The organism is Agrobacterium sp. 22-210-1, assembly GCF_053522525.1.
Genome location: NZ_JBNWCI010000002.1, coordinates 640,846 through 667,237, shown reverse-complemented (window position 1 = coordinate 667,237; position 26,392 = coordinate 640,846). Strand labels below are relative to the sequence as shown.

Annotated in this window: 29 protein-coding genes; 21 read left to right on the top strand and 8 right to left on the bottom strand. The window is 64.2% G+C overall.

The features are described from left to right. Positions 1 to 7: 7 nt before the first annotated feature. From ACQZ5F_RS16075 to ACQZ5F_RS16060, 4 genes are read right to left on the bottom strand one after another with little or no spacing between them, the layout of a single operon-like run. Entirely contained in the window at positions 8 to 1,330 is a 1,323-nt protein-coding gene (locus ACQZ5F_RS16075) for an AbiJ-related protein (RefSeq protein ID WP_003497293.1), read from the bottom strand. Next, positions 1,320 to 2,201 carry a hypothetical protein gene (locus ACQZ5F_RS16070; RefSeq protein ID WP_024896898.1) on the bottom strand — a complete coding sequence of 294 codons (882 nt, stop codon included), beginning with the start codon at positions 2,199 to 2,201 and terminating at the stop codon, positions 1,320 to 1,322. Before ACQZ5F_RS16070 ends, ACQZ5F_RS16075 begins: the two co-directional genes overlap by 11 nt. 14 nt (positions 2,202 to 2,215) lie before the next feature. Beyond that, complete coding sequence (locus ACQZ5F_RS16065) at positions 2,216 to 3,232, bottom strand: nucleotidyl transferase AbiEii/AbiGii toxin family protein (protein ID WP_003497288.1); 1,017 nt, start codon at positions 3,230 to 3,232, stop codon at positions 2,216 to 2,218. Then, a complete protein-coding gene (locus ACQZ5F_RS16060) occupies positions 3,225 to 3,818 on the bottom strand; it encodes a DUF6088 family protein (protein ID WP_003497286.1) in 594 nt (197 codons plus the stop codon). Before ACQZ5F_RS16060 ends, ACQZ5F_RS16065 begins: the two co-directional genes overlap by 8 nt. Before the next feature lie 245 nt (positions 3,819 to 4,063). On the opposite strand from ACQZ5F_RS16060, the gene ACQZ5F_RS16055 reads away from it, so the two are divergent. The 7 genes from ACQZ5F_RS16055 to ACQZ5F_RS16025 all read left to right on the top strand — a co-directional run bounded on the left by ACQZ5F_RS16055 (position 4,064) and on the right by ACQZ5F_RS16025 (position 9,248). Then, on the top strand, positions 4,064 to 4,366 hold the full coding sequence (locus ACQZ5F_RS16055; protein ID WP_024896899.1) for a helix-turn-helix domain-containing protein: 303 nt from the start codon (positions 4,064 to 4,066) through the stop codon (positions 4,364 to 4,366). A gap of 12 nt (positions 4,367 to 4,378) precedes the next feature. Continuing rightward, on the top strand, positions 4,379 to 4,747 hold the full coding sequence (locus ACQZ5F_RS16050; RefSeq protein WP_003497284.1) for a type II toxin-antitoxin system RelE/ParE family toxin: 369 nt from the start codon (positions 4,379 to 4,381) through the stop codon (positions 4,745 to 4,747). Position 4,748: 1 nt separating this feature from the next. After that, a complete protein-coding gene (locus ACQZ5F_RS16045) occupies positions 4,749 to 5,132 on the top strand; it encodes an XRE family transcriptional regulator (RefSeq protein ID WP_003497282.1) in 384 nt (127 codons plus the stop codon). Next, positions 5,122 to 5,865: an HNH endonuclease gene (locus tag ACQZ5F_RS16040; protein ID WP_003497280.1), complete on the top strand. Its 744-nt coding sequence runs from the start codon at positions 5,122 to 5,124 to the stop codon at positions 5,863 to 5,865. Before ACQZ5F_RS16045 ends, ACQZ5F_RS16040 begins: the two co-directional genes overlap by 11 nt. Next, on the top strand, positions 5,862 to 6,089 hold the full coding sequence (locus tag ACQZ5F_RS16035) for an ABC-three component system middle component 6 (RefSeq protein ID WP_003497278.1): 228 nt from the start codon (positions 5,862 to 5,864) through the stop codon (positions 6,087 to 6,089). Before ACQZ5F_RS16040 ends, ACQZ5F_RS16035 begins: the two co-directional genes overlap by 4 nt. Then, on the top strand, positions 6,086 to 7,831 hold the full coding sequence (locus ACQZ5F_RS16030; RefSeq protein WP_003497277.1) for a DUF2326 domain-containing protein: 1,746 nt from the start codon (positions 6,086 to 6,088) through the stop codon (positions 7,829 to 7,831). Before ACQZ5F_RS16035 ends, ACQZ5F_RS16030 begins: the two co-directional genes overlap by 4 nt. A gap of 205 nt (positions 7,832 to 8,036) precedes the next feature. Further along, a complete protein-coding gene (locus ACQZ5F_RS16025) occupies positions 8,037 to 9,248 on the top strand; it encodes an AAA family ATPase (RefSeq protein WP_003497275.1) in 1,212 nt (403 codons plus the stop codon). Between the two features lie 82 nt (positions 9,249 to 9,330). Here the strand turns inward: ACQZ5F_RS16025 and ACQZ5F_RS16020 are convergent, their stop codons facing one another. The 3 genes from ACQZ5F_RS16020 to ACQZ5F_RS16010 all read right to left on the bottom strand — a co-directional run bounded on the left by ACQZ5F_RS16020 (position 9,331) and on the right by ACQZ5F_RS16010 (position 11,587). Next, positions 9,331 to 9,858 carry a hypothetical protein gene (locus ACQZ5F_RS16020; RefSeq protein ID WP_003497274.1) on the bottom strand — a complete coding sequence of 176 codons (528 nt, stop codon included), beginning with the start codon at positions 9,856 to 9,858 and terminating at the stop codon, positions 9,331 to 9,333. Continuing rightward, positions 9,855 to 10,817, bottom strand: coding sequence for a hypothetical protein (locus ACQZ5F_RS16015; RefSeq protein ID WP_003497272.1), 963 nt, complete (start codon positions 10,815 to 10,817; stop codon positions 9,855 to 9,857). The genes ACQZ5F_RS16020 and ACQZ5F_RS16015 overlap by 4 nt, the downstream gene beginning before the upstream one ends. A gap of 170 nt (positions 10,818 to 10,987) precedes the next feature. Next, entirely contained in the window at positions 10,988 to 11,587 is a 600-nt protein-coding gene (locus ACQZ5F_RS16010) for an SOS response-associated peptidase (protein ID WP_003497270.1), read from the bottom strand. A 276-nt stretch (positions 11,588 to 11,863) separates the two neighbouring features. On the opposite strand from ACQZ5F_RS16010, the gene ACQZ5F_RS16005 reads away from it, so the two are divergent. The 10 genes from ACQZ5F_RS16005 to ACQZ5F_RS15960 all read left to right on the top strand — a co-directional run bounded on the left by ACQZ5F_RS16005 (position 11,864) and on the right by ACQZ5F_RS15960 (position 18,227). After that, positions 11,864 to 12,820, top strand: a complete 957-nt coding sequence (locus ACQZ5F_RS16005; protein WP_003497268.1) for an ArdC family protein — start codon at positions 11,864 to 11,866, stop codon at positions 12,818 to 12,820. Further along, complete coding sequence (locus ACQZ5F_RS16000; RefSeq protein ID WP_003497267.1) at positions 12,817 to 13,158, top strand: hypothetical protein; 342 nt, start codon at positions 12,817 to 12,819, stop codon at positions 13,156 to 13,158. The genes ACQZ5F_RS16005 and ACQZ5F_RS16000 overlap by 4 nt, the downstream gene beginning before the upstream one ends. 109 nt (positions 13,159 to 13,267) lie before the next feature. Then, positions 13,268 to 15,436 carry a ParB/RepB/Spo0J family partition protein gene (locus tag ACQZ5F_RS15995; protein ID WP_024897972.1) on the top strand — a complete coding sequence of 723 codons (2,169 nt, stop codon included), beginning with the start codon at positions 13,268 to 13,270 and terminating at the stop codon, positions 15,434 to 15,436. A 97-nt stretch (positions 15,437 to 15,533) separates the two neighbouring features. Continuing rightward, positions 15,534 to 16,199: a hypothetical protein gene (locus tag ACQZ5F_RS15990; RefSeq protein ID WP_024897973.1), complete on the top strand. Its 666-nt coding sequence runs from the start codon at positions 15,534 to 15,536 to the stop codon at positions 16,197 to 16,199. Continuing rightward, positions 16,196 to 16,393, top strand: coding sequence for a hypothetical protein (locus ACQZ5F_RS15985; RefSeq protein ID WP_003497264.1), 198 nt, complete (start codon positions 16,196 to 16,198; stop codon positions 16,391 to 16,393). Before ACQZ5F_RS15990 ends, ACQZ5F_RS15985 begins: the two co-directional genes overlap by 4 nt. Positions 16,394 to 16,458: 65 nt before the next feature. Beyond that, the gene (locus tag ACQZ5F_RS15980; protein ID WP_024897975.1) at positions 16,459 to 16,860 is read left to right on the top strand and encodes a hypothetical protein; all 402 of its coding nucleotides are present in this window, start codon (positions 16,459 to 16,461) and stop codon (positions 16,858 to 16,860) included. A 9-nt stretch (positions 16,861 to 16,869) separates the two neighbouring features. Beyond that, positions 16,870 to 17,064, top strand: coding sequence for a hypothetical protein (locus ACQZ5F_RS15975; RefSeq protein WP_024897976.1), 195 nt, complete (start codon positions 16,870 to 16,872; stop codon positions 17,062 to 17,064). 77 nt (positions 17,065 to 17,141) lie between these two features. After that, entirely contained in the window at positions 17,142 to 17,411 is a 270-nt protein-coding gene (locus ACQZ5F_RS15970; RefSeq protein ID WP_003497260.1) for a DUF6117 family protein, read from the top strand. Beyond that, positions 17,408 to 17,707 carry a hypothetical protein gene (locus ACQZ5F_RS15965; RefSeq protein WP_003497258.1) on the top strand — a complete coding sequence of 100 codons (300 nt, stop codon included), beginning with the start codon at positions 17,408 to 17,410 and terminating at the stop codon, positions 17,705 to 17,707. Before ACQZ5F_RS15970 ends, ACQZ5F_RS15965 begins: the two co-directional genes overlap by 4 nt. Positions 17,708 to 17,804: 97 nt before the next feature. After that, positions 17,805 to 18,227 (top strand): antirestriction protein, encoded by a 423-nt coding sequence (locus ACQZ5F_RS15960; protein ID WP_003497256.1) that lies wholly within the window; start codon positions 17,805 to 17,807, stop codon positions 18,225 to 18,227. Positions 18,228 to 18,308: 81 nt separating this feature from the next. On the opposite strand, the gene ACQZ5F_RS15955 is transcribed toward ACQZ5F_RS15960, so the two are convergent. After that, a complete protein-coding gene (locus ACQZ5F_RS15955; protein WP_003497254.1) occupies positions 18,309 to 18,707 on the bottom strand; it encodes a hypothetical protein in 399 nt (132 codons plus the stop codon). A gap of 259 nt (positions 18,708 to 18,966) precedes the next feature. On the opposite strand from ACQZ5F_RS15955, the gene ACQZ5F_RS15950 reads away from it, so the two are divergent. The 4 genes from ACQZ5F_RS15950 to ACQZ5F_RS15935 all read left to right on the top strand — a co-directional run bounded on the left by ACQZ5F_RS15950 (position 18,967) and on the right by ACQZ5F_RS15935 (position 26,220). Beyond that, positions 18,967 to 23,325, top strand: coding sequence for a strawberry notch family protein (locus tag ACQZ5F_RS15950; RefSeq protein ID WP_003497253.1), 4,359 nt, complete (start codon positions 18,967 to 18,969; stop codon positions 23,323 to 23,325). After that, positions 23,325 to 24,371, top strand: a complete 1,047-nt coding sequence (locus tag ACQZ5F_RS15945) for a DUF7146 domain-containing protein (RefSeq protein WP_003497251.1) — start codon at positions 23,325 to 23,327, stop codon at positions 24,369 to 24,371. The genes ACQZ5F_RS15950 and ACQZ5F_RS15945 overlap by 1 nt, the downstream gene beginning before the upstream one ends. Before the next feature lie 328 nt (positions 24,372 to 24,699). Beyond that, a complete protein-coding gene (locus ACQZ5F_RS15940; RefSeq protein WP_024897978.1) occupies positions 24,700 to 25,638 on the top strand; it encodes a DUF2493 domain-containing protein in 939 nt (312 codons plus the stop codon). A 165-nt stretch (positions 25,639 to 25,803) separates the two neighbouring features. Further along, positions 25,804 to 26,220 (top strand): hypothetical protein, encoded by a 417-nt coding sequence (locus tag ACQZ5F_RS15935; RefSeq protein ID WP_003497248.1) that lies wholly within the window; start codon positions 25,804 to 25,806, stop codon positions 26,218 to 26,220. The last annotated feature ends 172 nt before the right edge of the window (positions 26,221 to 26,392 follow it).

Below are 26,392 nucleotides of genomic sequence, written 5' to 3'. Positions count from 1 at the left end.
AGTGAGTTCATTGGCGAATGCGATGCAGGCGAAAAAGTTTGTCGAAGAAATCCTTGATCTTCGCTTCGGCGCCGTCACCGACCAGTTCATTTGCACCGAACCGATAGACCTCATATCCCGCAAGGCGCAGCTCGCGGTCGGCCGACACCATATCGGCATAGACCTTCAATGAAGGAAGGTCGTTTTCCGAGAAATGGTGCTTACCGTCGACCTCAATCACGACGCGCTGACGGCTGGGTAACAGAAGCAGGAAGTCCATGCGTTGACGCGGCAATGGAAGCCGGTGACGCAGGGTTTTTACGACGGCAGGATCATAGTGAAGGTAGACCTGCGGCAGCAGCGCGGGCAGCGCCTCGCCGAGGGTAGACCGATAAGCCTTGAAGTAGGCCGCGAAAAGCTTGCGTTCCGCATCCGAGGCCAGGGATTCCTGGAGACGCGCTCCGAGTCTTGCGGCATCAGCACCGGGCGTAACGTCGCCCCACCAGGAAACGAGTTCCGACCACAGAAGGCCGCTCGCGCTGATCGGCCGGTCGTAGATCAGGCAGCTCTCTTCGCCGGACAGAATGACGATGTCGTTGTTGATCGCATCGGCGAAGCCGATTTCCGGCTTCGGTCCTCGTGACGCAAAGATCAGGTTTTTCGGCCGGCCGCCAACCCCCCGCACCAGAGAGCGGAAACTGAAAAGCGGATGGCCGGATACCTCGCCATCCTGCGCAAGCTCATATCCATCCCGCGCGAGCACCCTGTTCAACGCTTCGACTGTCTTCGTCTGCTCATCACCTGATCGGGAAAGGGGGTGAACAGCTTGTTCGAGCAAGGCGCCGAACCTGGCCCTGGAACAATCGAAGGCCCCGATTTCTCCAAACAGTTGTTCGACCGACCAATCGCCGGGATTGTGATCCATGTGCCGGGCGATGCGGTCGCGCAGGCTCTGGCCTTTGCTGCCAAAAAGGGCTTCGAATGGTGAGGAAAGCGGGAAGTAGCTCTCGACGACCTCCACGGTGCTACGCTCGCCGGCGAGGTCGTTGCCGAGAATCCGCGCGACGTCTCGTCGTGTGATCTGCGTCAGCGGTGGATCATCAGCCTCAAGCACCTTGCGGCCCGCCTCATCAAGCGGGATGTCGCTGCGAGCAGCAGCGAATTTGAGCGCCAGTCGAGCCAAGTCCGCCTGCGTGAGGTTTTCGAGCGCAAGTTCGATACGCTGCCGTTTTGAGAAGCCCTCTGGTGCCGGCACGACCAGCCCAGCGACCAGCCCCGGCTCCTGACTCATTTGGGCGTGGCTCATCCCGTGCAGAATTCCGAAGATAAGCCGATAAAGATCATCCGCCACGCCCGGTCCCTCTCAGGATCACACGCACAAATGCAAACATCCGCGTAAACAGATAATCCACCTGATCCAGAGAGGTCAGGGTTTCTTGGGTCGTCTCGGAATGACGAATGCGAAAGCTGTTCCCTATGGAGGTCAGCTCAGCGGCCTCCCGCCCAAGGGCTTCCCGGAATCCAGAGTCCGGCGTGGCGACACGGTCCAGCATCGCTTCGGCCTGAGCGCGCTTGTTGGCGCCGGGTTCCAGTGTCTTCAGCCGTTCAAAGGCATCCCACAGTTTCTCCAGCGCGTCCTGCCTGTCTTCAGGTTTGGGCGATAGAAACCGTTGGCGAGCGGCTTCGAGCAGGCGGTCCGTCTCCGCATCACCGGTATGAAACATCGCCCAACCGAGAACATCGGCGACCGGCTGTGGGAGAAGCCGGCGGGCCTGTCCGCTCGATGTGAGTTCATACGCAATCGCGTTCCGGCGAAACAGGAGGTTTACGTCGGCTACGAACCGAGCAAGGCCGCCGTCCCGGTTCCAGCTCAAGTGATGGTGACCGAAGTAGGAATGATAACTGCCTTGAATCGGCTCGCCGACGGCGCTGGCGCAAAACTCGAGCAGATCGAGGATCACCGGCGTATCGGGCACTTCGTTCACAGAGAACGGCCATTCGATCCACGGCACCTCGGCGCCCAGCACCCGGCTGAAGGCTTGGACGTCACATCCGCACGGACCATTCCCGTCGGGGCACTGTTCCGGAAAGCGAAAGCCAAACGAGCCATCGCCAATCCTCGTCTCGATCAAGGTGAAAAGACCCGCCCACAGACGGTCACCAATGACATCGATTGTTGCAGGGCGTGCCCCATATTCACGATCCGTAAAATAGCTCGACACCCTATCTCCCATCATCACTTCGCAGCACGGTTGGCTCGCCCGGCGATGTCCGCACATCGCATGATCAGCGCCTCGAAGGGTTCCGCGTCGTCAAGCAGCAACCCATCCTCGACCATGTGCGCATAGTCCGTTGCCAGCGCAGCGCGCGCATCTCCGTCCGGCACGAGTTGCAGCTTTCCACCGACGGCGGCTTCGTAGTCGATAACCTCGCCATCAACCGTCTTCGCCCCGAAGAACATGGTTTTGTGGCGGGCAACCGCGTCGGCGAGCTCACGATCCGATATTGCGGCGTTGGCGACCCCCGCATCATCCAGTCGGACGACATCGTGCCAATGACGGGCGAACCGATCGCCCCGCAACCGGCCCTCGAGGCAATAAACATGCATTGCCGTCGCTTTCTCCCAGAAGGTTCGCTCGGCATGCATGACCCGGGGACGAGCCGTTGGGAATTCGACGCCGTCGACCAATCCGGCCGCGTCGCATACAACATCGCGCGGGCTGGCCGGCTCCCCGGTCGAGCGGGCGCCGAATTCCAGCATCACGCTCGGAGCCACATAGCCCGATCCCGAAGAGGTCGCCTCATAGTCGATGAACAGCTTGTCGCCTTCGGCCCTGAACGTTGCAGGCAACGACTGCGCGTCGATCGCGCGGGCAAGGAGAGGTCGGACTGTTCCGTCGACCCATTCTGGCAGCCGGTGGCGGACTGCCTTCGACCATCGCTTCTCCTCACTCCGGTTTTTCGGCAGGCCCTCGCCGTTTTCGCCCACCAGGTCGGGGGCGATGGCGCGGATGTCGTAGGTGAGATCCACGTCCTCGGAAAAACGCCGGATGACGTGATAAGCCTTTGACAGTGATGTGCCGCCCTTGAACACGAGATGTTCGCCGAAATTTGACCCGAACAGCGTTGCGAGAGTCCAGACGACCCACACGTCCTTTTCAAGCAGATGGGCCGGGCGGCCGGATCGATCGGCGGCAACGGCAAGAGCCTCGCGCCGATCGTTCGCTGACAATGTGACGAAGGCTTCAGCCATGAGCGACCTTGCCGACCGATCTGGCGAGCCAGCTCGGTAGTTGCGGCGCGGCCGCGACAAGCTCGCCGAACGTAGAAGACGGCAGCTTGTGTTTCAGCGTCTTCAAGGCCGCTTCCGCCTTCTCCGGTCCCAGCCAGGCGAGTGCGCGCACGGCCTGCCCGGCAGGGCGATCGGCCAACGCCAACTGCCAGCGTGGCGCATGGCGCAGCTCAATAGTCTGCTGGCCCAGAGTCATGGTCCGGCTTCGGCCCGAGGTCAGATAGACCGACCGGACCGGTACTTGGGTCGTGAGCCCGAGCGCATTGGCAGCCGCCGCTCCGTTCGACACGATGATTTCACCACGCTGCGTCGCAAGGGCTTCAACGGCTTTATCGACGGAGGGCGCGCGAACGCCGAACCGGCTCGAAACCGGACGTAGGTAAACGCCGCGCCCGGCCCGTATCAGCCGGCCACGTTCTGCCAGTCGCGACAATGCCTGGTCCAATGCGGGGCGGTTGCCGAGATGGAGCAGGCTTTTCGCGGCGATCGGAGCGCCCTCGGGCAAACCCTCGGTATGCGCCAGAATCTGTTCGGTCAGTCGCTGCATGATAAATCTCCTGTCAGAAATATACGCAGTTTTCTGACAGTTTTCAATCTATGTGGGAACGCCATGACTCATGTTTACGCCCGCTCCCCGGACTGTCGCGCGGAGTCAGGGATGTTCGAATTATCTGCGGTCGGGGCGCTAGTCCCCCACCCGTCTCGGCAATTACAGACCCTATCGTCACCGCAGCGGCGAAAACCGCTCGGTTCCGCCTGGCTCGAAGCGCACCGAAGCGATGGAGGCCGGTCATGTCCGATAGAGCAAAGCCGGATCGCCGCTGGCCAACGCCGGACATCCTCAAGCGCGCCAGGTTCGTCGACGAGGCGGGACCAGTTCGTTTCGTCGACACTGAGGCGGCGGCGCGCTACCTCGCCCTCGAAGCACATACGTTGGAGTGCTACCGCTCGCGAGGAGGAGGCCCCGCCTATCATAAGTTCGGCAAATGGGTCCGCTATGCAGTCGATGATCTGGACGCTTGGGCTAAGAGCTGCCGTCGCACCACGACGGTATCGCCAGAACCGCCCCGCATCCTTCCCATTGACCGGATATAGGTTCTAACCTATATGGAATGGGAGGTCGAATTCCACTCCGCCTTCGAGGCTGAGGTTCTGACTTTTGAGCGTGATGTCCGGGTCGCGTTGATCGCCGCCACCAAGCTGCTGTCCGATTACGGACCGCAGCTTAGCCGGCCTCACGCCGACACGCTCAAAGGATCGAAACACGCCAATATGAAGGAGCTGCGCTTCGAAGGCAGCGATGGCGAATGGCGTGCGGCCTTCGCTTTCGATCCCGAGCGCAAAGCCATCGTTCTTGTAGCGGGTGACAAATCGGGCGTCAGTCAGAAGCGCTTCTACAAAACGCTGATCGCAAAGGCGGATCTACGGTTTTCCGAGCATCTGGAAAGCCTGAAATCCGCAAAGAAGGGCAAATGAGATGGGTCGGAGCCTGAATGACATCATTGCCGCGCTCCCTGCCGAAGAGCAGGCAGCGATCGACGCCCGCTATCAGGATTTGAAGCAGGAAGTCGAGGGCCTTCGCGAGTTGCGGCAGATTGCGGGTAAGGCCCAGGCTGAGATCGCATCCGCGCTCAACATCAAGCAGCCCTCGGTTTCTCAGATCGAGCGACAGACCGATATGTATCTCTCCACTCTCCGCAGCTATGTGGAAGCTGTGGGGGGAGAGCTCGAATTGACGGTCAAGCTGCCGCAGCGGCCCGCATTGCGGATTCACCAGCTCGGCGATGCCAGCGCTCCTCCACAGATAACGACCCGCCGTCCTGGCACGCGCGCGCAGATGGGCGGTCGGCGTGGGCGCTAGTTATCCGACGAGAATCATCCTGGCGTTTCGAAGCGGCGGCGTCTGCGCCTTTCCGAAATGCGGCAAGCATCTCACCTACGACGCCCAGGTGGGAGACGACACCTATGTCGGCGAGGCGGCACATATTCGGGGTGAAAAGCCGACCGCCGCGCGCTACGACGCCTCCATGACCGATGCGGAGCGCGATAACGTCCGCAACCTTATCTATCTCTGCACCGACCACCATACGATCATCGACAAGGTCGAGGCTGATTGGCCCACCGCGACGTTGCAGCAACTGAAGGAAAGCCACGAAGAGCAGGTTCGCCAGGCGATGGAGGCGGCTTTTGCGGACGTTGCCTTTCCCGAATTGCAGAACGCTGTGTCGTGGGTCGCCAGCCAAGCTCCTGTAGGCAATGGATCGTTCGATCTCACCGCGCCCGACGAGAAGATCAAGAAGAACGCTCTATCGAACGGATCTCGGCATATCATTGCTGCCGGTCTGACCTCGCGAGCTACCGTTGGCGACTATGTCGAGGCCGAAGCGCAGCTCGATCCGGACTTTCCCGAACGCCTGAAAGCCGGCTTCCTTGAGGAATATTACGCGCGTCGGAAGGAGGGCCATAAGGGCGACGAGCTGTTCGAGCTGATGTGCGCCTTTGCCCAACGCGGGTTGCGTCGGCAGGCGGACAAGACTGCTGGTATCGCGGTGCTGATCTATCTTTTCGAAATCTGCGACGTGTTTGAGAAATGATTCTTCCGACCAAACATATCCCGCAGAACGAGGCGCTGATCGGTGTCGGCGCGACGCTGCTTGCCCACCTCAGCATGCCCATGACCGTCTCGGGCCTTTGGGAGCGTCTGCGCACGGAGCCGAACGTCGGAACTTTCGAGCGGTTCGTGCTGGCCTCGAATCTCCTCTATCTCATCGGCGCCATCGACATTCGAGACGGCCTCATCGTCAGGACCGCCTCATGATCCGAGCTGTTCGCGCCAATCACAAAGGCTTCCACGCCGCTCTGCTTCAGCCAGGAGTCAATCTCATACTGGCCGACCGATCCACCTCGGCCGGCGACAAGGACACGACGAACGCACTTGGCAAATCGACGCTCATCGAGATCATCGACTTCTGTCTCGCAAGCAATACCTCACCCGGAAAGGGACTTCGCATCGAGGCTTTGCAGGGTTGGGCATTCACGCTGGAGCTTTCCCTGTCCGGCCGCGACGTCGCGGTAACGCGAGCCACCGACACGCCCGGTTTCTTCGCGATCGAAGGCGCGACCGACGACTGGCCTGTCCGCCCGACCCCTAACAAGGAAGGCGTGCCCGGTCTCGACGCGAAGAAATGGCGAGCGGTCCTCGCCTGGGCGCTGTTCGGCATCAGCGAGTTGTCTGCCGAGTCGGGCTACAAGCCCTCGGCGCGGTCGCTGCTTTCCTATTTCGTGCGTAACCAGACAGCCGCGTACAACATCCCCTTCAAGTATTTCGATAATCAGAAGACCTGGGATATCCAGGTCCACAACGCATTCCTTCTCGGATTGAACTGGGAGAAAGCTGCGACCTGGCAGCAGCTCAAGGATCAAAAGAACGCACTCGATGCGCTCAAACAGGCGATCAAGACCGGAGCGGTCGACGGCGAACTGGCGTCCCTCGGTGAACTCGAAGCCGAACGCCTTCGCCTGTCGACACAGCTCGAACGCGAGCGCGATGCTCTCTCAAGCTTCCGCGTGCTTCCCCAGTACCGTGAGATCGAGGGCCAGGCGAACGTCCTGACCGGCGAAATCCACGGCTTGGTCAACGCCAATATCGTGGATAAGCGCCGGCTCGATCGCTACCGCGACTCGCTGGTCAGCGAAGATGTCCCGACCGAAGACCGGCTGGAAGCTCTCTACGGTGAGGCGGGCATCGCCCTGCCTGGCGCCGTCAAGAAGACGCTGGAGGATGCGCGGGCTTTCAATGCGCAGATTATCGCCAACCGCCGCGAGTTCATCGCCAGCGAGATTGCCGCGCTTGAGGCTGCTGTCAGCGAGCGCGAGACGAACATAGCGACTCTCACGGATCGCCGTGCCGGCTACCTTAGCGCGCTTGCCGGACAGGGCGCGCTGGAGGAACTGACGCAGCTACAGGAGCTGCATGCCGCCACCCGGCTGAAGGTCGATGAACTGACCAACAGGATCACACAGCTTCGCCAGATGACCACGAAGGCGGACACGATCAAGGTCGAGACCGTGGAGTTGAAGCGAGCGACAGCACTCGATTATGAAGAACGGCGCGCACTCTGGTCACAGGCGCTCAGCCTGTTCTCTGAATTCTCCGAGAGTCTCTACAAATCGCCCGGTCGCCTAGTCATCGACATCGATGATACGGGCTACAAGTTCGACGTAGAGATTGCCGGTAGCCCGAGCGAGGGTATCAGCAAGATGAAAATCTTCTGCTACGATCTCATGCTGATCTCATTCGCGCGGCAGCGCGGTCTCGGGATCGACTTCCTGATTCACGACAGCACGATCTTCGACGGCGTTGATCCCCGTCAGCGAGCCCACGCGCTCGAACTAGCGGCAGCGATGGCCGCAAAATACGACTTTCAATATATCTGCACCCTCAACACCGACATGGTCCCGGTCAGCGACTTTTCGCCGGGCTTCGACTATGAAGCGCTCGTTCGGCTGCGTCTGACGGATACCGACGCGAGCGGTAGTCTGCTCGGATTCCGGTACTGATTGGGGGGCGCACATGGTCGGGTCTGGCTCTTCATTTTCGGAACGCTTCGGTTGCCACCGCGCCCATTCCGGGGGCGCACGCTCACGGACGGATATGGGCATATCGGAGAAATTCGCGTGAAAACGCGCGATTTTAAGTGAATGAAGGTAATTTGGTCTATTCAGTTGTGTATCTTAGGGCCTCGCAAATCGGAGTACGATCTACGTGACGCGGCACGGTTTTACATCAACGACGCGCCATGTCATCGCTTCCAGGGCAGGCTATCGTTGTTCCTATCCGGGCTGCCAGAAGTTGACCCTCGGGCCAGCGGTCGCACCTGACCAGTACGAGGACACCGGCTTCGCCAGCCATATTCACGCCGCCTCTCTTCGTGGCCCCCGTGGGCAGGGCGGGCTAAAGCCTGCGCAACTAAAACACGCATCCAATGGTATTTGGATGTGCGGAGCGCACGAGAACCTGATCGACAAGAAAAGCGGCGTGCGCTTTCCCGTCAATGTGTTGCAGAGCTGGAAAGCGCTCCACGAATACCGCACATCGTTTGAACATAGCGGAAATCAGGCAGCTTTCGGATTCGTGCGAACTCTAAGGCTTGAGCGTTCACCGCTCTTCACGCCCGGCACGCAGATCGATTTCGCCAAGACCACATTTCTAATCGGGCCTAATGGCAGTGGCAAATCCGCTATTTGCGAGTGGGTGAGCATACTTGAGGCGAGTGACAATATCCGGCGTTGGCTCGCAAACAACAACGTCCACTACGATATCATATTCGACGCCCCCGCCGAACATCGGCTCTCCGTTCAAACAGAAGGCATCCTCACTCTAGACCTTGATGGAAAAACGGTTAGCCGAAACCACGCCCGATCAAGCGCGGTTTATCTAAGCGGACGCGGTGACAACCGCATTGTGTGCGATCTTCGTCGAATCATGGACTTGCTCCAGATTGATGAGTTCGCGTTGCGCAGCTTGGGCACTCGCGTATCCGGTGATTTCGTAAAGAAAGTGGAATTTGTCCAGCGGACGCAGCAGGAAGACGACGAGGACGAGCTTCAGAGAGATGATCTTGACGCACCTGTCTACGTGTTGGAAAGTCATCTGACCAATGGTCGAGTGATGAGGTTCGAGCAATTATCGGGTGGCGAAAGGGGGCGCGTTCTACTTGAACTCGCGATGGCGCTAGCCCGTGAAGGAACCCAATTCGGGCCGACGCTGCTATTGGTCGAGCTTAAGTCGCTTGGAATGGATTGGGGTGCTATCCAGCCCTATTTGGACTTCTTCGGCAGTCCCGAGTGCCTATACCAAACTGTCTTGACATCTTGGGAACTACCCAGCGACGTCGAGATGCTCGGCTGGCAGATCTACATGGTGGACGGACGACCAGGAGAGAAAGGGACAGTAGTCGCATCACCGCGTGCGTGACCCAAGAAGTTTGGGTTCATCGCCTCTCTCAGTCTGCTGCAACCACCGACGACCACCCTGTCGGACAACCCTTTCGTCCTGGTCAGAAATCGACAGACCAGACCTCTATCCCATTGCGTTCGAACTGCGGTCGGCGTTCGTTGCCGGGGAACAAGGGTGACATGAAGAATACGTACTTATATCGCTCCATGCGAGATGCGAGCTTAACAAGATCGGCTGCCAGCTTGCCGTTGTTGCGTGGATTGACAGCCGCAAAGGTCTCGGCGCCGACATAGCCGGCTTCCTCACTCATGATGTCGAGTTCAAGCGATGCGTGCGCGCCAGGGGCGAGCCGAAACCCGCTCACGTCTGGATGTAGGTTCAACAATTGGCGGGCAGCCGCGATGGCGACGGCGAAGGTCCAAGTCTGATTGATTTGCTCGATCAGATTTAACGGCCGATCCTCGAGGGGATGGAAGCCAATTGGATCGAACTTCATCCGGCGCAACAGGTCCAGCGGGTCCCCCGATTGCGACGCCATCCATTGTTGAGCCCGTGCGGCAGAGGCTCGCACCATCTCCATCAAATTATCCGTCTCGACGGCGGTGCGGATGACAATATCCTTCGTCACTCTCGCATAACCTTTTCCCAGGTGTGAGCGCAGTAGCTGCACAAACCGGGATAGTCTGGATTGTACTCATGGACCGTGATGTCGGCACTGCATCGACTGCACTCGCCACCGATCGTTTCCTTACATGCAAAGCAAATGCTCATTTCTCCATTCTCGACATAGGCGTCGGCGCTGCATTCGGGGCATGTCGCGATCGGTGACGAGTCACCGTTCTTGGCGGCATAATAGGCGTCGATCTCGTAGCTCGCCGACACGACCATCTCAGCAAGCTGCCGCTGATCGTACTCATGGCCACACTGGAAGCATTTGGCATCGGCCGCTTCGCTCTCGATATTGTCGCGGTCGGTCTGACCGATAAGAGACGAGCCACAATTGGTGCAAGACATACGATCCAGTTGCCCGATCTCACCGGGCCAATTCAGGCGCAGAAGGCTGTCCATGCAGCTCTTCTGGACCTTATTGAAGGCATTCGTCTCTTCAAGGATTGTATCCCAGACGTCCGCCAAGACGTCTTGCGGATCTTCTTTCAGCGTCTCCAGGAAGTCGATAACCATCGGAAATGAGGCGGCGATCGCCTCCTTCAGCGCTCCAACGGGTTCGGCCAGGTGATAATGCTCAAGATTGTTTCGGAATCGTTGCAGCTTTTCGATGTTCACGTCAGGCCAGGACAAGCCGAATTTCTTGAATCGGCTCTTGAGCTGGGCGAGATCTACCGTCGCATAGCCGACAACCTCATGGTCAACGCCGCCGTCACCATCGGGGACGGGTTCGAATTTCGCGCCGATGATCTCCATCGGATCGGCGTCAGGGGCGGCACGGACGAGGCATTCCTTGCCCAGTAACAGCACGCCCGCATAGTAGTTGCGCGCCGCACTCAACATGCGCGCGTCGGAACCCTCTCGGAAATCTTCGATACCGAGCACAATCGAAGTTACCGCATTCTCAAATATATCCGCCATGCCCCCGCCAACAGCTCCGAAACTTCCACAAATCTACCCTAGACTCTTCAAGGAAAGGCGTCACCTCGGCCGGGAAGCGGTCGAGCGCACTATCGCATGTTGGAGAAGCTGACGGCCGCTTTCGTCGTCGGATGCCGCTGTCATAGTGGCGGATGGAAGCGGCGATGGGGCTAGTCGGCACCCTTCCGCACCGTCTCGACCGAGAGGGAGACTTGCTCCAGCGGCCGTAATAACTCGGCCTCCGGTTTCGTCAGCCATAGCCAGGCCGCCCAATCTTCCGGCCGCAGCACCACGATCTGCCGGTCGTGGATCGGCTTCACGTCGGGACCGGGATCGGTCGTCAGCATGGCGAAGGAGGCCGGGTGATTGCCCTGCGCCTCGCGCCAGATGCCGGCGACGGCAAGGAAGGGCGCTCCGTTCAGCGTAAAGCGGTGCTTGGTCTTCGGATATTTCGTGCCGGTGAACTCGAAGAAGGCCGAGGCCGGGACGAGGCAGCGATGGGTGTTGGAGAAATCGCGCCCTTCCGAGCGGAAGTTGAACACCGGGCCGCCCTCGGGCCGGTTCGACGGCAATCCGAAATTCATCCGCTCCAGCTCGACCTCGCGGTCGTTCGCCGTCGCCCGCATCACCGGACCCATCTGGTTGATGCGGATGTCGTCATGTTCGGGAAGGTCAAGGTCGCTTTGTTGCGTCGGAATCCCAAGCTCCAGCGCCTGCATCATCCTGCAATACTCGACCCATTTCACATGCTGTTCATAGGCGTTGCACATGGATGGCAAGATAGGGCGGGACCGGAGCGATTTCGAGGCTGGCGGTCCTTCGCGATTTCCGGCGGTCCGTATCTATGCTTTTGCATTTATACGCTTCCACGGTTTTACGGTCTTGCGGGGGAAAGCCTTCCCCCTGGTCGGCACTTCGTTGCCGACACACCCCCTTCTGCGGGGAGACCCCGCAACGCCCCCCGAGAGTGAGAGTGCGGACGGGGTTTGCCGTGACGGGTTGAGGGCTGGGAGAGAGGCTCCCGGCGCCCGTCGCGGAGAACCGCGATGTCCAGACGTGACCGCACCCCTCGCGCCGGCTCGGACCGGACGAACCTCTATGACGAGATCACCGGCAAGATCATCGCCGAGCTCGAGGTCGGCCGCTTCCCCTGGGTCCAGCCCTGGGGCACGGCGTCGGCGAAAGCGCCGCTCGGCCTGCCGAGGAACGCCGCCACCGGCCGCAGCTACAGCGGCATCAACATCCTGATCCTCTGGGGCGCCGTCGTGCAGCACGGTTTTCCCGGTCAGGGCTGGCTCACCTACAGGCAGGCCGCCGCGCTCGGCGGCAATGTCCGCAAGGGCGAGCAGGGCACCACCGTCGTCTATGCCGACCGCTTCGTCCCAGAGGACGAGAAGCGCCGGGCGCGCGAGACCGGCGAGGAAGCCCAGGCCATCCCCTTCCTCAAGCGCTTCACCGTCTTCAATGCAGCGCAATGCGAACGGCTGCCCGACGACATCACCGTCGCGGTTCCGCCGCCGCCCCCCGGCCTGATCGAGCCGAGGGTCGAGGCGCTGATCAGGGCGACGGGCGTCGACTTCCGCATCGGCGGCGACAGGGCATTCTATGTACCGGCCGACGACTATGTGGTCGTGCCGCCGCCGCAAGCCTATTTCGAGCCGATCAACTGGCACCGGACGGCCCTGCACGAGCTGGGTCACGCCAGCGGCCATCGCAGCCGGCTGAACCGCGATTTCTCCTCCTCCTTCGGCACGAAGAAATATGCCTTCGAGGAACTGATCGCCGAGATGAGCGCCGCATTCTGCTGCGCGTCGCTCGGCATCGTCCCGACCGTGCGCCATGCCGACTATATCGGCTCCTGGCTCGACGTGCTGCGCGAGGATTCCCGCGCCGTGGTCCGCGCCGCCAGCCAGGCCAGCAAGGCGGCCGACTGGATATTGTCCTTCGCCCCCGATGACGGGCTGCGCCCGGTGGAGGCCGAGCCTGACAGGCGGGCGGCGTGATTGACCGCGCGCGACTTCACGCCGCTCTCGTGCGCATGGAAGCCGGCCTCGCCCGAAGCCGGGACAATCTCGCGCTGGCCGAGCGCGCGGTATGCCGCCGGGCCGAAGCCGAGGCGATCCGCCGGCGGCCGAAAGCGCGGCACTACCATCGTGCGATGAGCCGCTGGACCGGCGCGGACGAGGCGGAATACCGCCGCATCCTCGACGATCTGCTCAAGGCGTCCGGTCCCGATCTCGACCGGCTTCGTCGCAGGATCGTCCGGCAGGAGGCGGCGATCGACACGCTGCGGCGGAAATACGGGGTGGACGCGCCGCGGCCGTCGCTCCCCGCCCGGTGAGGCAGGCGCCCGCATCGGCGTTCCAGAGAGTGAGAGAGGGGATGGGGATTTCGTGACGGGTTGATAGCGGAGAGAGAGGCTCTCGGCGCCCGTCACGGAGTACCCCACCATGGCCCGAGCTGCCAAGAAGAAGCCCGCCCTCGCGATGATCGAGTTCTCGCGGTCGCGCGACATTCCCTTCAACCGCATCCATCTGTCGAACGACAATGTTCGCGAAGTCGACGCCGATGCGGGCCTCGATGAGCTTGAGTTCGATGTCGAGCGCCGCGAGGACCTGATCCTCGGCATCAATGTCCGCGCCGTTCTCGACGCCGACGGCAACGAGACCGGCGATTTCGAGACCCCGGCCGGCGGTCGCCGCTACCGCGTCATCGCCCGCCTGGTGGCAAAGGGTCGCTTCCCCGAGGACGGCCTGGTCCCCTGCCTCGTCAAGAAGGCCAATGCCAAGACCTCGGCCGTCGACGACTCGCTGGCCGAGAACACCTTCCGCGTCGGGCTGCATCCGCTCGACCAGTTCCGCGCCTTCAAGCGGATGGTGGATGGCGGCATGACCCACGAGGAGGTCGCCAGCGCCTACTTCACGACGACGCGCTATGTCGAGCAGCGCCTGGTGCTCGCCAAGGTCTCGCCCAAGCTGCACGAGGTCTATGCCGCGAACGGCATGACGCTCCGGACGCTGGAGGCGTTCACCGCCCATCCCGATCACGAACGCCAGGAGCAGGTTTGGGATGCCGTCCGGCAGTCCCACAACAAGGAGCCCTGGCAGATCCGGGAAATGCTCACCGAGACCGAGGTTCCCGCATCCGACAAGCGTGCGCGCTTCGTCGGCCTCGACGCCTATCTGGCGGCGAGCGGGTCTCTCCTGCCGCGCTATCTCTTCGACGATGACGAGGAGGGATGGCTGGAAGACGTGCCGCTTCTCGACCGGCTGGTCGGGGAGAAGCTGAAGGCGGCCGCGGATGCTGTGGCCGCCGAAGGCTGGAAGTGGGTCGAAGCAGACCTCGAACTTCCCTACGGCTATGACCACGGCCTGCGCGGCGTCGTCGGCACGCCGGCGGAACTGTCCAAGAAGGAGCGGCGCGAACGCGAGAAGCTGCGCAGCCAGCAGGAGCGGCTTGAGGCCAAGTACCCGGCCGATCAGGAGCTGCCCGAGGACATCGACCGGCGCCTAGGCGAGATCGAAAGGCAGCTCGAAGCCTTCGAGCGCCGCCCGACCGTCTATGATCCGGTCGAGATCGCCATCGCCGGCGCTTTCGTCACCGTCGACGAGGACGGCGAGCTTGTCGTCAATCGCGGCTGGGTGCGCCCCGAGGACGAGCCGGTCGAGACCGTCGACACCGAAGGCGTCGAGCCGGATGCCGGTATCGACGGCGAGGACGATGACGATCTCTCGCCCGAGGGACCGCGCACCGTCATCGCCGTCAACGGCCGGCCGGTCGAGCCAGAGGAGGACGTGGACGTCATCCGGCCGCTCCCCGAAAAGCTGGTGATCGAGCTGTCGGCGCATCGTACCATCGCGCTGCGCAACGCGGTCGGCAGCAATCCCCATGTCGCCATGACGGCGCTGCTGCACAAGCTCGCCCGCGACGCCTTCAGGCGATCCACCCATGGCGCGACCGTCCAGGTCTCGGTTCACGAGGTCTTTTGCGGCAATCAGGGAACCGACCTGAAGACCACGCCCTATGCGAAGGCCGTGGACAAGCGCCACGCCGCATGGAAGGCCAAGGTGCCGACCGACGACGATGCGCTCTGGGACTGGCTCGTTGCGCTCGACGACGAGAACCGCATGGCGCTGCTGGCGCATTGCATGTCTCTCGGGATCAACGCGCTCTACGAGCGGCCCAATCCCATGAGCGCCACCGGCATCTCCGAAAGGCAGCTCCAGGCGCGCATGGCGGAAGCCGACCGCCTGGCCCGCGTGACCGGCCTCGACATGGCGGAGGCCGGATTCCGGCCGACCGTCGCGAACTACTTCGGTCGCGTGACCAAGCAGCGCATCCTCGAAGCCATCGCCGAGGCCGTCGGCGAGAGCACCGCCAATCTCCTCGACAACCAGAAGAAGGACAAGATGTGGATGGCGTCCGAGGCGGAGGAGCGGCTGGCGAATACCGGCTGGCTCCCGGAACCGCTGCGTCTCGCCAGCGAAGAGCCCGCGATCGAGGGTGCAGCCGAAGAGGACGAGCCCGACGTGGCGCTTCCCGACTTCCTCGCCGGCGACGACGAGGCCCCCGAAGCCGGCACCGGCGAAGATCCGGCGGTGCTCGTCGCCGCCGAATAGTCCCACATCCGCGGGGCGGCCGCGGTCGCCCCGCATCTTCCCCCTTCCACCTCCAGGCCCGGCGCTCGCCGGGCCGTTTTCGTTTCAGGAGCACATCATGCCGATGTTCACCATCGAGACCGCTTACCGGCTCCCGGCCTACCGGACGCGGACATACGAGGCCGACACGCCCGAGCTGGCTTGCCGGCTCGCCATCGAGGACGACGATCGGGATGGCGATGCGATCGCCTACGAGTCGGCCGGCGAGACCTACGTCACCGGCATCTGGCCCGGACCGGATGCGCCCCTCGCACGGTCATCCATTGCCGTTCCCTCGCAGTTCGCGGAGACGGACGCCCGGAAGATCGCGCAGTTCGAGATCGTTCTCGGCCTGCTGAAGATGCTGGTCGCAGACGTTTGCGCGAATACCGCCACGGAGAGGGACTGGATCTCGCGCGCCTCCTGGGAGGTCGCACGCGGCGAGGCGATCATCGCCGGCGCGCGCGATCCCGACCCTGCCGCCGATCTTCCCGGACGTCGCCATGTCCTGGCATGGCTTGAGGAAGATCGAGTTCGCGATCGCATCGCGACGATCCTCGCAACCGATCCGGACTTCGGCGGCCTGTCGCCCGACGCCGTGACCGACTGCGAGATCAGCTCGGCATGCCTGGCTGTCGTCAGATCGACCGCTCCCGACGACCGGACCGGCACGGCCGAGATCCGCGCGGTGCTCACCGCCCTCGGACCGGCATTGTGGCGCAACACCAAGGGAGGCCGGCCATGATGCACTCGATCTATGCCGATCTCGGCATCACGGTGATCGACACCGACCGGGCGGTCCTGCGGGCGGCGGCGCGAATGCTTCCCGCCTGGGTCCGCCGGGACCGCTGCAAACGCCTTCTGCGCCGCAAGTTCTACCGCGAGATGCTGCGCTGCCACGCCGCGGCCCAAAGCGGCGCGTGGCAGACCTGGCACTGAGCCTTCCCACCATCCCGTCAACCAGACCGGCCGTCGCGCCCGGTGCTTTCCCTATGGAGCTTCCCATGCCCAGATTTGTTGTCCGCAAGGGCCACGATGCCTTTGTCTATTACGAAACCGTCGTCGAGGCCGGCACGCCCGCAGAGGCGCGAAGCGTCGCCGAAAGCGTCCGCTACGATGGCGAATGGATCGCCACCGGCGAGGTGCAGGAGTTCGACGATTATGAAATCGACGAATCCACCGGCGTCCGTCTTCTCGAAAAGGGTGAGACGGTCGAGGCGTTCCTGATCGTCGCCATGACCGCCCACGAGCGCGATGCGGTGCTCGCCGGTCTTCGCACCCTTCAGCTCGCCCTTGTCAACGGGCCGCTCGATCCGGTGTTCCTGGACATCTACAACAACGACGGCGCGCACGCCGGGCTCGATCTCCCCGAGATCGACGCGCTGTGCGAGCGCATCAACGTGTAGGTGGCCGCGATGTACGCCACCTATCTCCGTCTCGCTGTTCCCGTGTGGGAACGCGGCCGCACGGTCGTCGGGGCGGCGCGGCGCAAGCTGTCCCGCTCCGCCCTGCGCGATCCCGACAGGCGGGACGCGCGCAAGCGCTTCTATCGCAAGATGCTGCGCCACCACGCCGAGGCGCAACGCCTCGTCGCGCGCTTCCGCCTCTGACGCCTGCGTCTCCCCGATCGCAATCCCCATCCATCGCCCGGCCATCGCGCCGGGCGTTCTCGTTTCAGGAGCCTGACATGGCCATTCCCGATCACGCCCGCACCAACTTCAACACGCTTCTCCGCGCCGCCGGCGACGGCAATCTCGCACTCATGGAGTGCCTGGATGCCGTCACCGGCGAGCGCCGTTACGTCCTTTGCGCCGTCGGCCGCGCGGAGGACGGCGATTTCGTCATGACGCCCTTCGGCCATCTGGCCGATGGCAATCCCTACGACGCCTACCTGCCGCCCGATCCCGACGATCCGGACGGCTTCATCGCCAGGTCGGGCGAGGGAGCCGCGTCATGATCACCGTCGACGAGATACTGGCGGCGGACCTTCGTTGCCCGCCCTCGCAGCGCTCGCTGCCCTGGCCCGAAACGCGCGATGGCGTCACCGTCGTCGTCGAGCCGAAGCCGCATTGGGCCGCCGACATGACGGCCTTCCGGCTTCAGGATCGGTCCTATTGCTACTACGCCGACTGGACCGAGAACGGCCCGGCCGCGCGCTTCTTCGATCACCCCGAGACCTGCGGCCGCGAGGTGATGGCGAAGGCGCGCGACATGCTGGTGCGGGAGATCGCCGGCGGCCTCTGGCGCCTGTGAGCGAGGGAGAGAAGGGACGGGGCCTGGACGGTTCGGGGCGGTTGAAGAGAGAGCGCCGCCCGGACCTGTCTCCTTCCTCTCTCCGGAGAACCAGGCCATGACCCTTCAAGCCACTGCCCGCCAGACCGCAACGATCGTAGCGGACGATTGCCGCGAAACCTTCCTGCCGACCCTGTTCGGCCTGCGGCTCCTCATCATCGCGGAAAACACCGTCTATCATGTGATGGAGCGGCTCAGCCCCTATGACTATCGCGGGGGCTTCTGGAATTTCTACGAGTATGGGGGCCGCCCGCTGTTCCTCGCCCCCGCGTCGCGATCGCCCATGCGGATCGAAAGCGGGCTCACCGAGTTTCGCGGCGAGGTGTCGGCCGAGGCCGCCGGCATCATCGCGACCCTCTTCGTCCTCTCGAACCTCGCGCTGCGCCACGATTCCGACCATCTGGCGGAAGCCTACCATCGCCTCGCAGCCTATTCGAAGGGACATGCCGAAGCTTCGGCTATCTTCGCGGCGATCGACTGACTTGACCGGGCGCCTCGCCTCACGGCGGGGCGCTCTCGTCGTGTTCGCGATGGCCCGTTCGGCGCGGCGGGGGCGGCCGTCCTACCATTCGCCCTTCTGTCCTTCGGCGGCATAGTCGAAGCGCAAGGTCCACGGCCTGACGGGCCGATGGTCATCCGTCCGCGTCACGCGCAGTCGCGACATCCTCGGCACGACGGTCGGTGCGGTGTCGAAAACGACGGGGATCGTGTAGACCGCCTGCGCCTGCCGGTTCTGGTAGCGGGCCTCCGCGCTGACGATGATCGCGGGCGCGATGTCCCAGAACTCCGACAGGGCGGCGAGGAGAAGCGCGATCGCGATGATGCAGGCACGGAAGGCGGTCGAGGTCGACCAATGCCCCTCTCCGAAATCCGGCAAATCGGACGTGATCGTCGATGCCGCGAACGCCAGGATGATGAGCCAGTAGAATCTCGGCGCACGCGGAAGCAGCCATGTCCTCACGAGCTTAATCCTTCCAATATCGCGGTTGTTTCGGGATTTGCGCAAGCAAACCGGCGCAAAATCCAGCCCGCTCAATTGTAGATCAAAGCCGTCGTCTCAACGAGGTGACGGCCGGAAACCTCCGGCGGCGAACGGCTGCTCTCGGCGATTTCGCGGAAGCTGTGAGAGGAAGAGAGGGGCCGGGACGGATTTGAGCCGGTGCGGTCGAGAGAGAGCGCTGCGCGGCTCGTTTCCGTCCACTCTCCCGAGGTTCCCCATCATGAACATGATATCCGCAACCGCGGCCGCCGAGGTCGCCGCATCGCTTCCGCCCGTCGCTGCGTCCGCCACGCCCTCGGCGATCGTCGTTGCCGCGCAGATCCTCCTTTCTGACCTCGAACGCGGCCAGCGCGTCGACGCCACCATGCTGCGCGGCGCGATGGAAACCGCCTTCGGCGGCTCCGACACTGCCGGCGCCTGGGACTGGAAGACCGCCTACGAAGCCTGCGAGGTCGCGACCGTCCTCATGCTGCGCAAATACGGAAAGCCGCTTTTCCGCAAGGCCGGCTCCGCCGCCGCGGTCCTGCCGCAGCTTTCCAAGATCGCCGGCCTGATGCCGACGCATACGCGCCGCTCCGAGGAGGCGCAGACCTTCCAGCAGTTCTCCACCCCGATCCCGCTCGGCCTGGCAGCCTCGTTCGCCGCAGCCATCACGCCGGCCGACCGCGTGCTGGAGCCCTCGGCCGGAACCGGGCTTCTCGCCATCCTGGCCGAGATCGCCGGCGGCTCGCTCCTGCTCAACGAGCTGGCCGACACCCGCGCCGATCTTCTCTCCCACCTCTTTCCGGCCCTTGCCGTCACGCGCTTCGACGCGGCCCAGATCGACGATCACCTCGACCGGGCTCTCCTTCCGACCGTCGTTCTCATGAACCCGCCTTTTTCGGTGATGGCGAATGTCGAGGGCCGCATGGCCGACGCCGCCTTCCGCCATGTCGCCTCGGCGCTGGCGCGCCTTGCGCCCGGCGGCCGGCTGGTGGCGATCACCGGGGCGAATTTCGCGCCGGACGCACCGGCCTGGTCCTCGGCCTATGCCCGTCTGCAGGAACGCGGCCGCGTCGTCTTCTCCGCCGCGATCGACGGGTCGGTCTATGCCAAGCACGGCACGACCATCCCGACGCGGCTCACCGTCATCGACAAGCTGCCGGCGGACGATCCGACCGCGTTCCCGACCGCGCCCGGCGTCGCGCCGGACGTCGCCACGCTTCTCGGATGGCTGGCCGAGCATCTCCCGGCCCGCCCGCCGGTCGACCCTTCCATCGCCGTGCCCATGGCCGCGACCGCCGCGCCCCGGACCGTGCGCGCCTATATCAACCGGGCGGCGAAGGCCGCGCCGGCTGTGGCGCATCGCGAGCCGGAGGGCGTTCCGCTCGCCTATGAGACGGTCGACTGGAAGCCTGCCCAGGCCGGTCGCCTGTCGGATGCGATCTATGAGGAATACGGTCTCCAGACCATCCGGATTTCCGGGGCTTGCGCGCATCCCACCCAGCTCGTCCAGTCGACGTCGATGGCGAGCGTCGCCCCGCCGAAGCCGAGCTATCGCCCGATGCTGCCGGCGGACGTGCTCGGCCTGCTGTCGGACGCGCAGCTCGAAACGGTGATCTATGCCGGCGAGGCGCATTCCGACTTCCTCGCCGGCGCATGGACGGTCGACGACACCTTCGACAAGCTGAGCGCCGCGGCCGAGGACGCCAGCGGCGCCGTCCGCCTCCGCCAGGGCTTCATGATCGGCGACGGCACCGGCGTCGGCAAGGGACGCGAGTCGGCCGCGATCATCCTCGACAACTGGCTGCAAGGAAGGCGCAAGGCGGTCTGGATATCGAAGTCCGACAAGCTGATCGAGGACGCGCAGCGCGATTGGGGCGCGCTCGGCATGGAGCGCCTGCTGGTCACGCCGCTGTCGCGGTTCCCGCAGGGCAAGCCGATCACGCTGAACGAGGGCATCCTATTTCTAACCTATGCCACGCTGCGCTCCGACGACCGCGGAGAGAGGGTTTCGCGCGTCCGGCAAATCGTCGAATGGTTTGGCTCCGACGCCGATGGAGTGATCATTTTCGACGAGGCGCACCAGATGCAGAACGCCGCTGGCGGCAAGGGAGAACGCGGTGACGTTGCCGCCTCGCAGCAGGGTCGCGCCGGGCTGCGCCTCCAGCATGCGCTGCCGAACGCGCGCATCGTCTATGTCTCCGCCACCGGCGCGACCACCGTCCACAATCTCGCCTATGCGCAGCGGCTCGGCCTGTGGGGCGGCGAGGATTTCCCCTTCGCCACGCGCGCGGAGTTCGTCGAGGCGATCGAGGCCGGCGGCGTGGCGGCGATGGAGGTGCTTGCCCGCGACCTGCGCGCCCTCGGCCTCTACACCGCCCGCTCGCTCTCCTTCGCCGGCGTCGAATACGAGCTGGTCGAGCATGAGCTGACGCCCCAGCAGGTCCGCATCTACGACGCCTATGCCGCCGCCTTCGCCATCATCCATAACAATCTGGATGCGGCGATGCAGGCCGCCAACATCACCGGCGGCGGCGAAGGCGGCTCCGGCACGCTGAACAGGCAGGCGAAATCCGCCGCCCGCTCGGCCTTCGAAAGCGCCAAGCAGCGCTTCTTTGGCCATTTGTTATGCAGCATGAAAGCGCCGACCCTGCTGCGCTCGATCGCCGCCGATCTGGAGGCGGGCCATTCGGCCGTCATCCAGATCGTCTCGACCGGCGAGGCGCTGATGGAACGGCGGCTGGCGGAGCTGCCGACCGAGGAGTGGAACGACGTCCGCGTCGACATCACGCCGCGCGAATACGTCCTCGACTATCTCGCCCATTCCTTCCCGGTCCAGCTCTACGAGCCGTTCACGGACTCGGAGGGCAATCTGTCGTCGCGCCCGGTCTATCGCGACGGCCTGCCGGTCGAAAGCCGCGAGGCCGTCGCCCGACGCGACGCGCTGATCGCCAAGCTCGCCAGCCTGCCGCCGGTTCCCGGCGCGCTCGACCAGCTCGTCCAGCATTTCGGGACGGACATGGTTGCCGAGGTGACGGGCCGCTCGCGGCGCATCGTGCGCAAGCCCGGCGGCAGCGTCACCGTCGACCGTCTCGTCGTCGAGACGCGCGCAGGCGCCGCCAATCTCGCCGAGACACAGGCGTTCATGGACGATCAGAAGCGCGTGCTCGTCTTCTCCGACGCCGGCGGCACCGGCCGCAGCTACCATGCGGAGAAGTCGGCGAAGAACACGCGGCTGCGCGTCCACTATCTGCTCGAGGCGGGCTGGAAGGCGGACACCGCCATTCAGGGCCTCGGCCGGACGCACCGCACCAATCAGGCACAACCGCCGCTCTTCCGGCCGATCTCGACGAATGTGAAGGCGGAGAAGCGCTTCCTGAGCACGATCGCACGCCGCCTCGACACGCTGGGCGCGATCACGCGCGGCCAGCGCCAGACCGGCGGCCAGGGCCTGTTCCGGCCCGAGGACAATCTGGAGAGCCCCTACGCCCGCGACGCGCTGCGTCAGCTTTATTTCCTGCTGGTGCGCGGCAAGGTCGAGGGATGCTCGCTCGACCGCTTCGAGCAGGCCACCGGGCTGAAGCTGATGGACTCGAACGGCCTCAAGGACGAGCTGCCGCCGATCACGACCTTCCTGAACAGGCTGCTGGCGCTGACGATCGAGCTTCAAGGCGTGCTGTTCACCGCCTTTGAAGGGCTGCTGACGGCCCGCATCGAAGGTGCCATCGCGTCCGGCACCTATGACGCCGGGCTGGAGACCCTGCGCGCCGAAAGCTTCGTCGTCGTCGATCGCCAGACGATCTACACCCACCCCCGCACCGGCGCGGAAACCAGCCTGCTCACGATCAACGAACGCAGGCGCAACCGGCCGGTGACGCTCGACGCAGCTCTTGCCGAACTTGCCGATCCGCGCGCGAAGCTGCTCGTCAACGAGCGCTCCGGCCGGGCCGCCGTGCAGATACCAGCGAGCAGCGTCATGCTCGACGACGGCGAGATCGACCGCCGTGTCCGCCTGATCCGCCCGACCGAGGCGCACAACATCCCGATCCGCCTCATGGGCGGGACGCACTGGGCCGAAGCCGACCGGGATGCCTTCGCATCGGCCTGGGAAGCCGAGATCGCCGAGGTGCCGGAGTTCACCGATGCGAGGCTTCACATGGTTACGGGCTTGCTGTTGCCGATCTGGAAGCGCCTGCCCAACGACTCGACGCGCGTCTATCGGCTCCAGACGGACGATGGCGAGCGCATCATCGGCCGGCAGGTCTCTCCGGCCTGGGCCGCAACCGCGACCACGACCGGCGCCGCGTCGATCGCGCCCGACGACGCCTTCGCCGCCTTGATGGACGGCCGCACCATCCTCGACCTCGCCGAGGGCCTTCAGCTTCGCCGGGTGCGCGTCATGGGCGCGAACCGCATCGAACTGTCGGGCTTCGACGACACGATGCGCGAGCGCCTGACGGCTTACGGGCTGTTCCACGAGATCATCTCGTGGAAGCTGCGCATGTTCGTGCCGAGCGACGCCAGCGGCCCGGACGTGCTTGCCAGGGTGCTCGATCGCTGGCCGGTCGAGCGCATCGGCGAGCGGGAGGCGGCGTGATGCCCCGTCCCGACGCCTCCGAGCTGGCGATCCGCCTCGGCCATCACGCCGAAGCGGTTTGCCGCGAATACCTGTCGTCCGGCCGGCGCGCCGGACGGTACTGGCAGGTCGGCGATGCGCGCAACAGCCCCGGACGCTCGATGTTCGTGCGCCTGACCGGGCCGGAAACCGGCAAGGGCGCGGCAGGCAAATGGACCGACGCATCGACCGGGGAGCATGGCGATCTCCTCGACGTCATCCGCGAGGCGCTCGGCCTCGTCGACTTCAAGGACGTAGCCGAGGAAGCGCGCCGGTTCCTCTCGCTCCCGCATCCCGAGCCTGCGACGACGGGGGCACCGACCGGCAGGACCTCCAGCCCCGCGCCGTCGGGGTCGCCGGAAGCCTCGCGCCGGCTTTTCGCGATGTCGCAGCCGATCGGCGGCACGCTTGCGGAAATCTACCTCAACGGGCGGGCGATCACGTCCCTCTCCGGCGTCGCCGCGCTGCGCTACCATGGGCGGTGCTACTATAAACCGGATGCGCATTCGCCCACCGAGATCTGGCCGGCGATCGTCGCGTCCGTCACCGACCTCGACGGCAAGCAGACCGGCGCGCACCGCACCTGGCTTTCACCGGACGGTTCGGGCAAGGCGCCCGTCGATTCACCGCGGCGGGCGATGGGCGATCTTCTCGGGCACGGTGTCCGCTTCGGCGCCGCCGGTGAGGTGCTGGCGGCCGGCGAAGGCATCGAGACCGTGCTATCGCCCCGTCAGGTCCTGCCCCACATGCCAATGATGGCGGCGCTTTCGGCCGCACACCTCGCCGCCATCCTGTTCCCACTGAGCCTGCGCAGGCTCTATGTCCTCCGGGATCGCGATCCGGCAGGGGACGGTGCGCGAGACAGCCTGGTCGCCAGAGCAACGAGCCTCGGGATCGAGGCGATTTCCCTGTCGCCGAAGCTTGAGGACTTCAACGATGATCTGCGCTGGCGCGGCGTCGACGCCCTCCGGGCGACCCTGTTGGAGCAGGTTCATCCCGATGACGTCCGCCGTTTCGTGGAGGGCTGAGGCGATCGGCAGGGGATGCGGTGTGGATCAGGCGTCTCCACTTGCCGTCTCCCTTCATCATCGCAAGCGACCTTTGCTGTCGGAGAGCCCACGCCCACGGCCTTCTGAGAGGGCGATCGGCCCACAAACGGCCCGGCCGGGCAATGGCGCGGCGCGCGGCTATTTTCCGCCGGCGGGGCGAGCCCCGCCTTTGCAGCGCGAAACAAAATAGCCGGGCTTGGCCATCGAGGCCCTCGCGAGAGGCGAGGGCTGCCAGTCCGGTCCGCCTGTGGGCGTCGACGCCTGCGAAGGCCGCGATGGGCGCGGTCTCCAGACAAGGACGCTCACGATGACGAACGAAGACGAAAACGCAGGTTACGAGCCGATCCACACCGCATCCCCCACCGATCATGTCCTCAACGAACTCCAGCTCTACGGCTGGCGGCCATATCAGGACGAACCAGATCCGAGGCCGCTTCCGGAGGGCAATGCCGTCGCCGCAGCCGTCGCAGATATCTTCGATGCCCTCGTCGCGACCCTCGGCGACACCCGCCTCGAACCCGATCTCGAAGAGCTGCTCTGGGGAGCCGTCAATCTCTTCCACCGCGCCACCGGCCGGGTGGAGCGCGAGCTGGACGACAACGAGCGGGCGCAGCGCCGGTTTCAGACGGAACAGGACGGCAGCGAGGTGAAGTCGGTCGAACTCGAACGCCTCACGGCAGAGGGCCAGACCATGATCGAACGGCGCAACAGCATGGAACTCTTCCGCGATGTCGCCGCCGAAGCCTTCGAGCACCACACCGGCAGCGCCTGGAGGCCCCGCACCGGCTCGAAGGTCAGCCATCGCAATCTGACCGCCGCGATGATCGACTCCAGAGACTACCTTGCCGCGAAGCGCCGGGCTGAGAAGGAGGTGCTGCTGCCCGCCGGTCCGAAAGTTGCCGTCTCGGGCGGAACCGACTTCAACGATCATACCCTGATCTGGGCGAAACTCGATCAGGTTCGTGCGAAGCACGCCGACATGGTGCTCATCCACGGCGGCGCGAAGACGGGCGCGGAACGCATCGCCGCCCGCTGGGCAGCCAGCCGCAAGGTGCCGCAGATCGCCTTCGAGCCCGACTTCCAGAAGTATCCGGCAAAGCAGGCTCCCTACAAGCGTAACGACACGATGCTGGAAGTCCTGCCGGTCGGCGTCCTCGTCTTCGGCGGCGGCGGCATTCAGGGAAACCTCGCGGACAAGGCCCGCAAGCTCGGCATCCCGACCATGCAGTTCGAGGGCGGCGCGTAAAGCGCCGCCTTCCGGCAACCCTTCACCGGCCGAATACTTGACTACGGGAGATGATGATGGCTTTGATTGAACATCCTTGCAGAACCGGCACAGCAGCATAGTCGCAGGCGGAGCGTATTCACCGGAAGCCTGTCGTGATCCTCAACCGTTCATGCGGAGGCTTCCATGTCGCTGATCCTGCTCGCTATCTCCCTGACCATCATGCTCTGCATCATCGCCTATAATCTCGCGATCTATGCACTGCCCTTCATGGTCGGCCTCACGGCCGCACAATATGCCTGGGCCGCCGGCGCGGGCCTGTTCATGACCGGCTTCGCCGCCATCGCCGCCGCCCTGGGGGCGATCGCGCTGGTGATCGGCGTTCTCGGCTTCGCGAAGAACCCGGCCCTGCGCCTGATCGCACTCGCGATCTTCGCAGTTCCCGCCGCCATTGCCGGCTATGCCCTTGTCCACGGCGTTACGAAGAATGCGGTCGACTCTGCGATCGTGCTCAATCTGCTCGGCGGCACGGGCGGCCTGTTCATCGGCATCGCCGCCATGGTCAATCTCAATGCCCTCGGCGTCTCGGTCTTCTCGCGCTGATCCGGCATCGCGATCCGCCGCTCCCAGGACAAACTGAGGCGGCTTGCGCCGCCCGCCCTTCGGCCTCCCGCTCAGAACGCGATGCAGCGTCGGCGCCGGTCGGCCCATGCGCCCGCTTCGGGTCTGCTTCGCCCGGTCAGGAGCGGCCGATCATCGGCATGAGCCCGCAGGC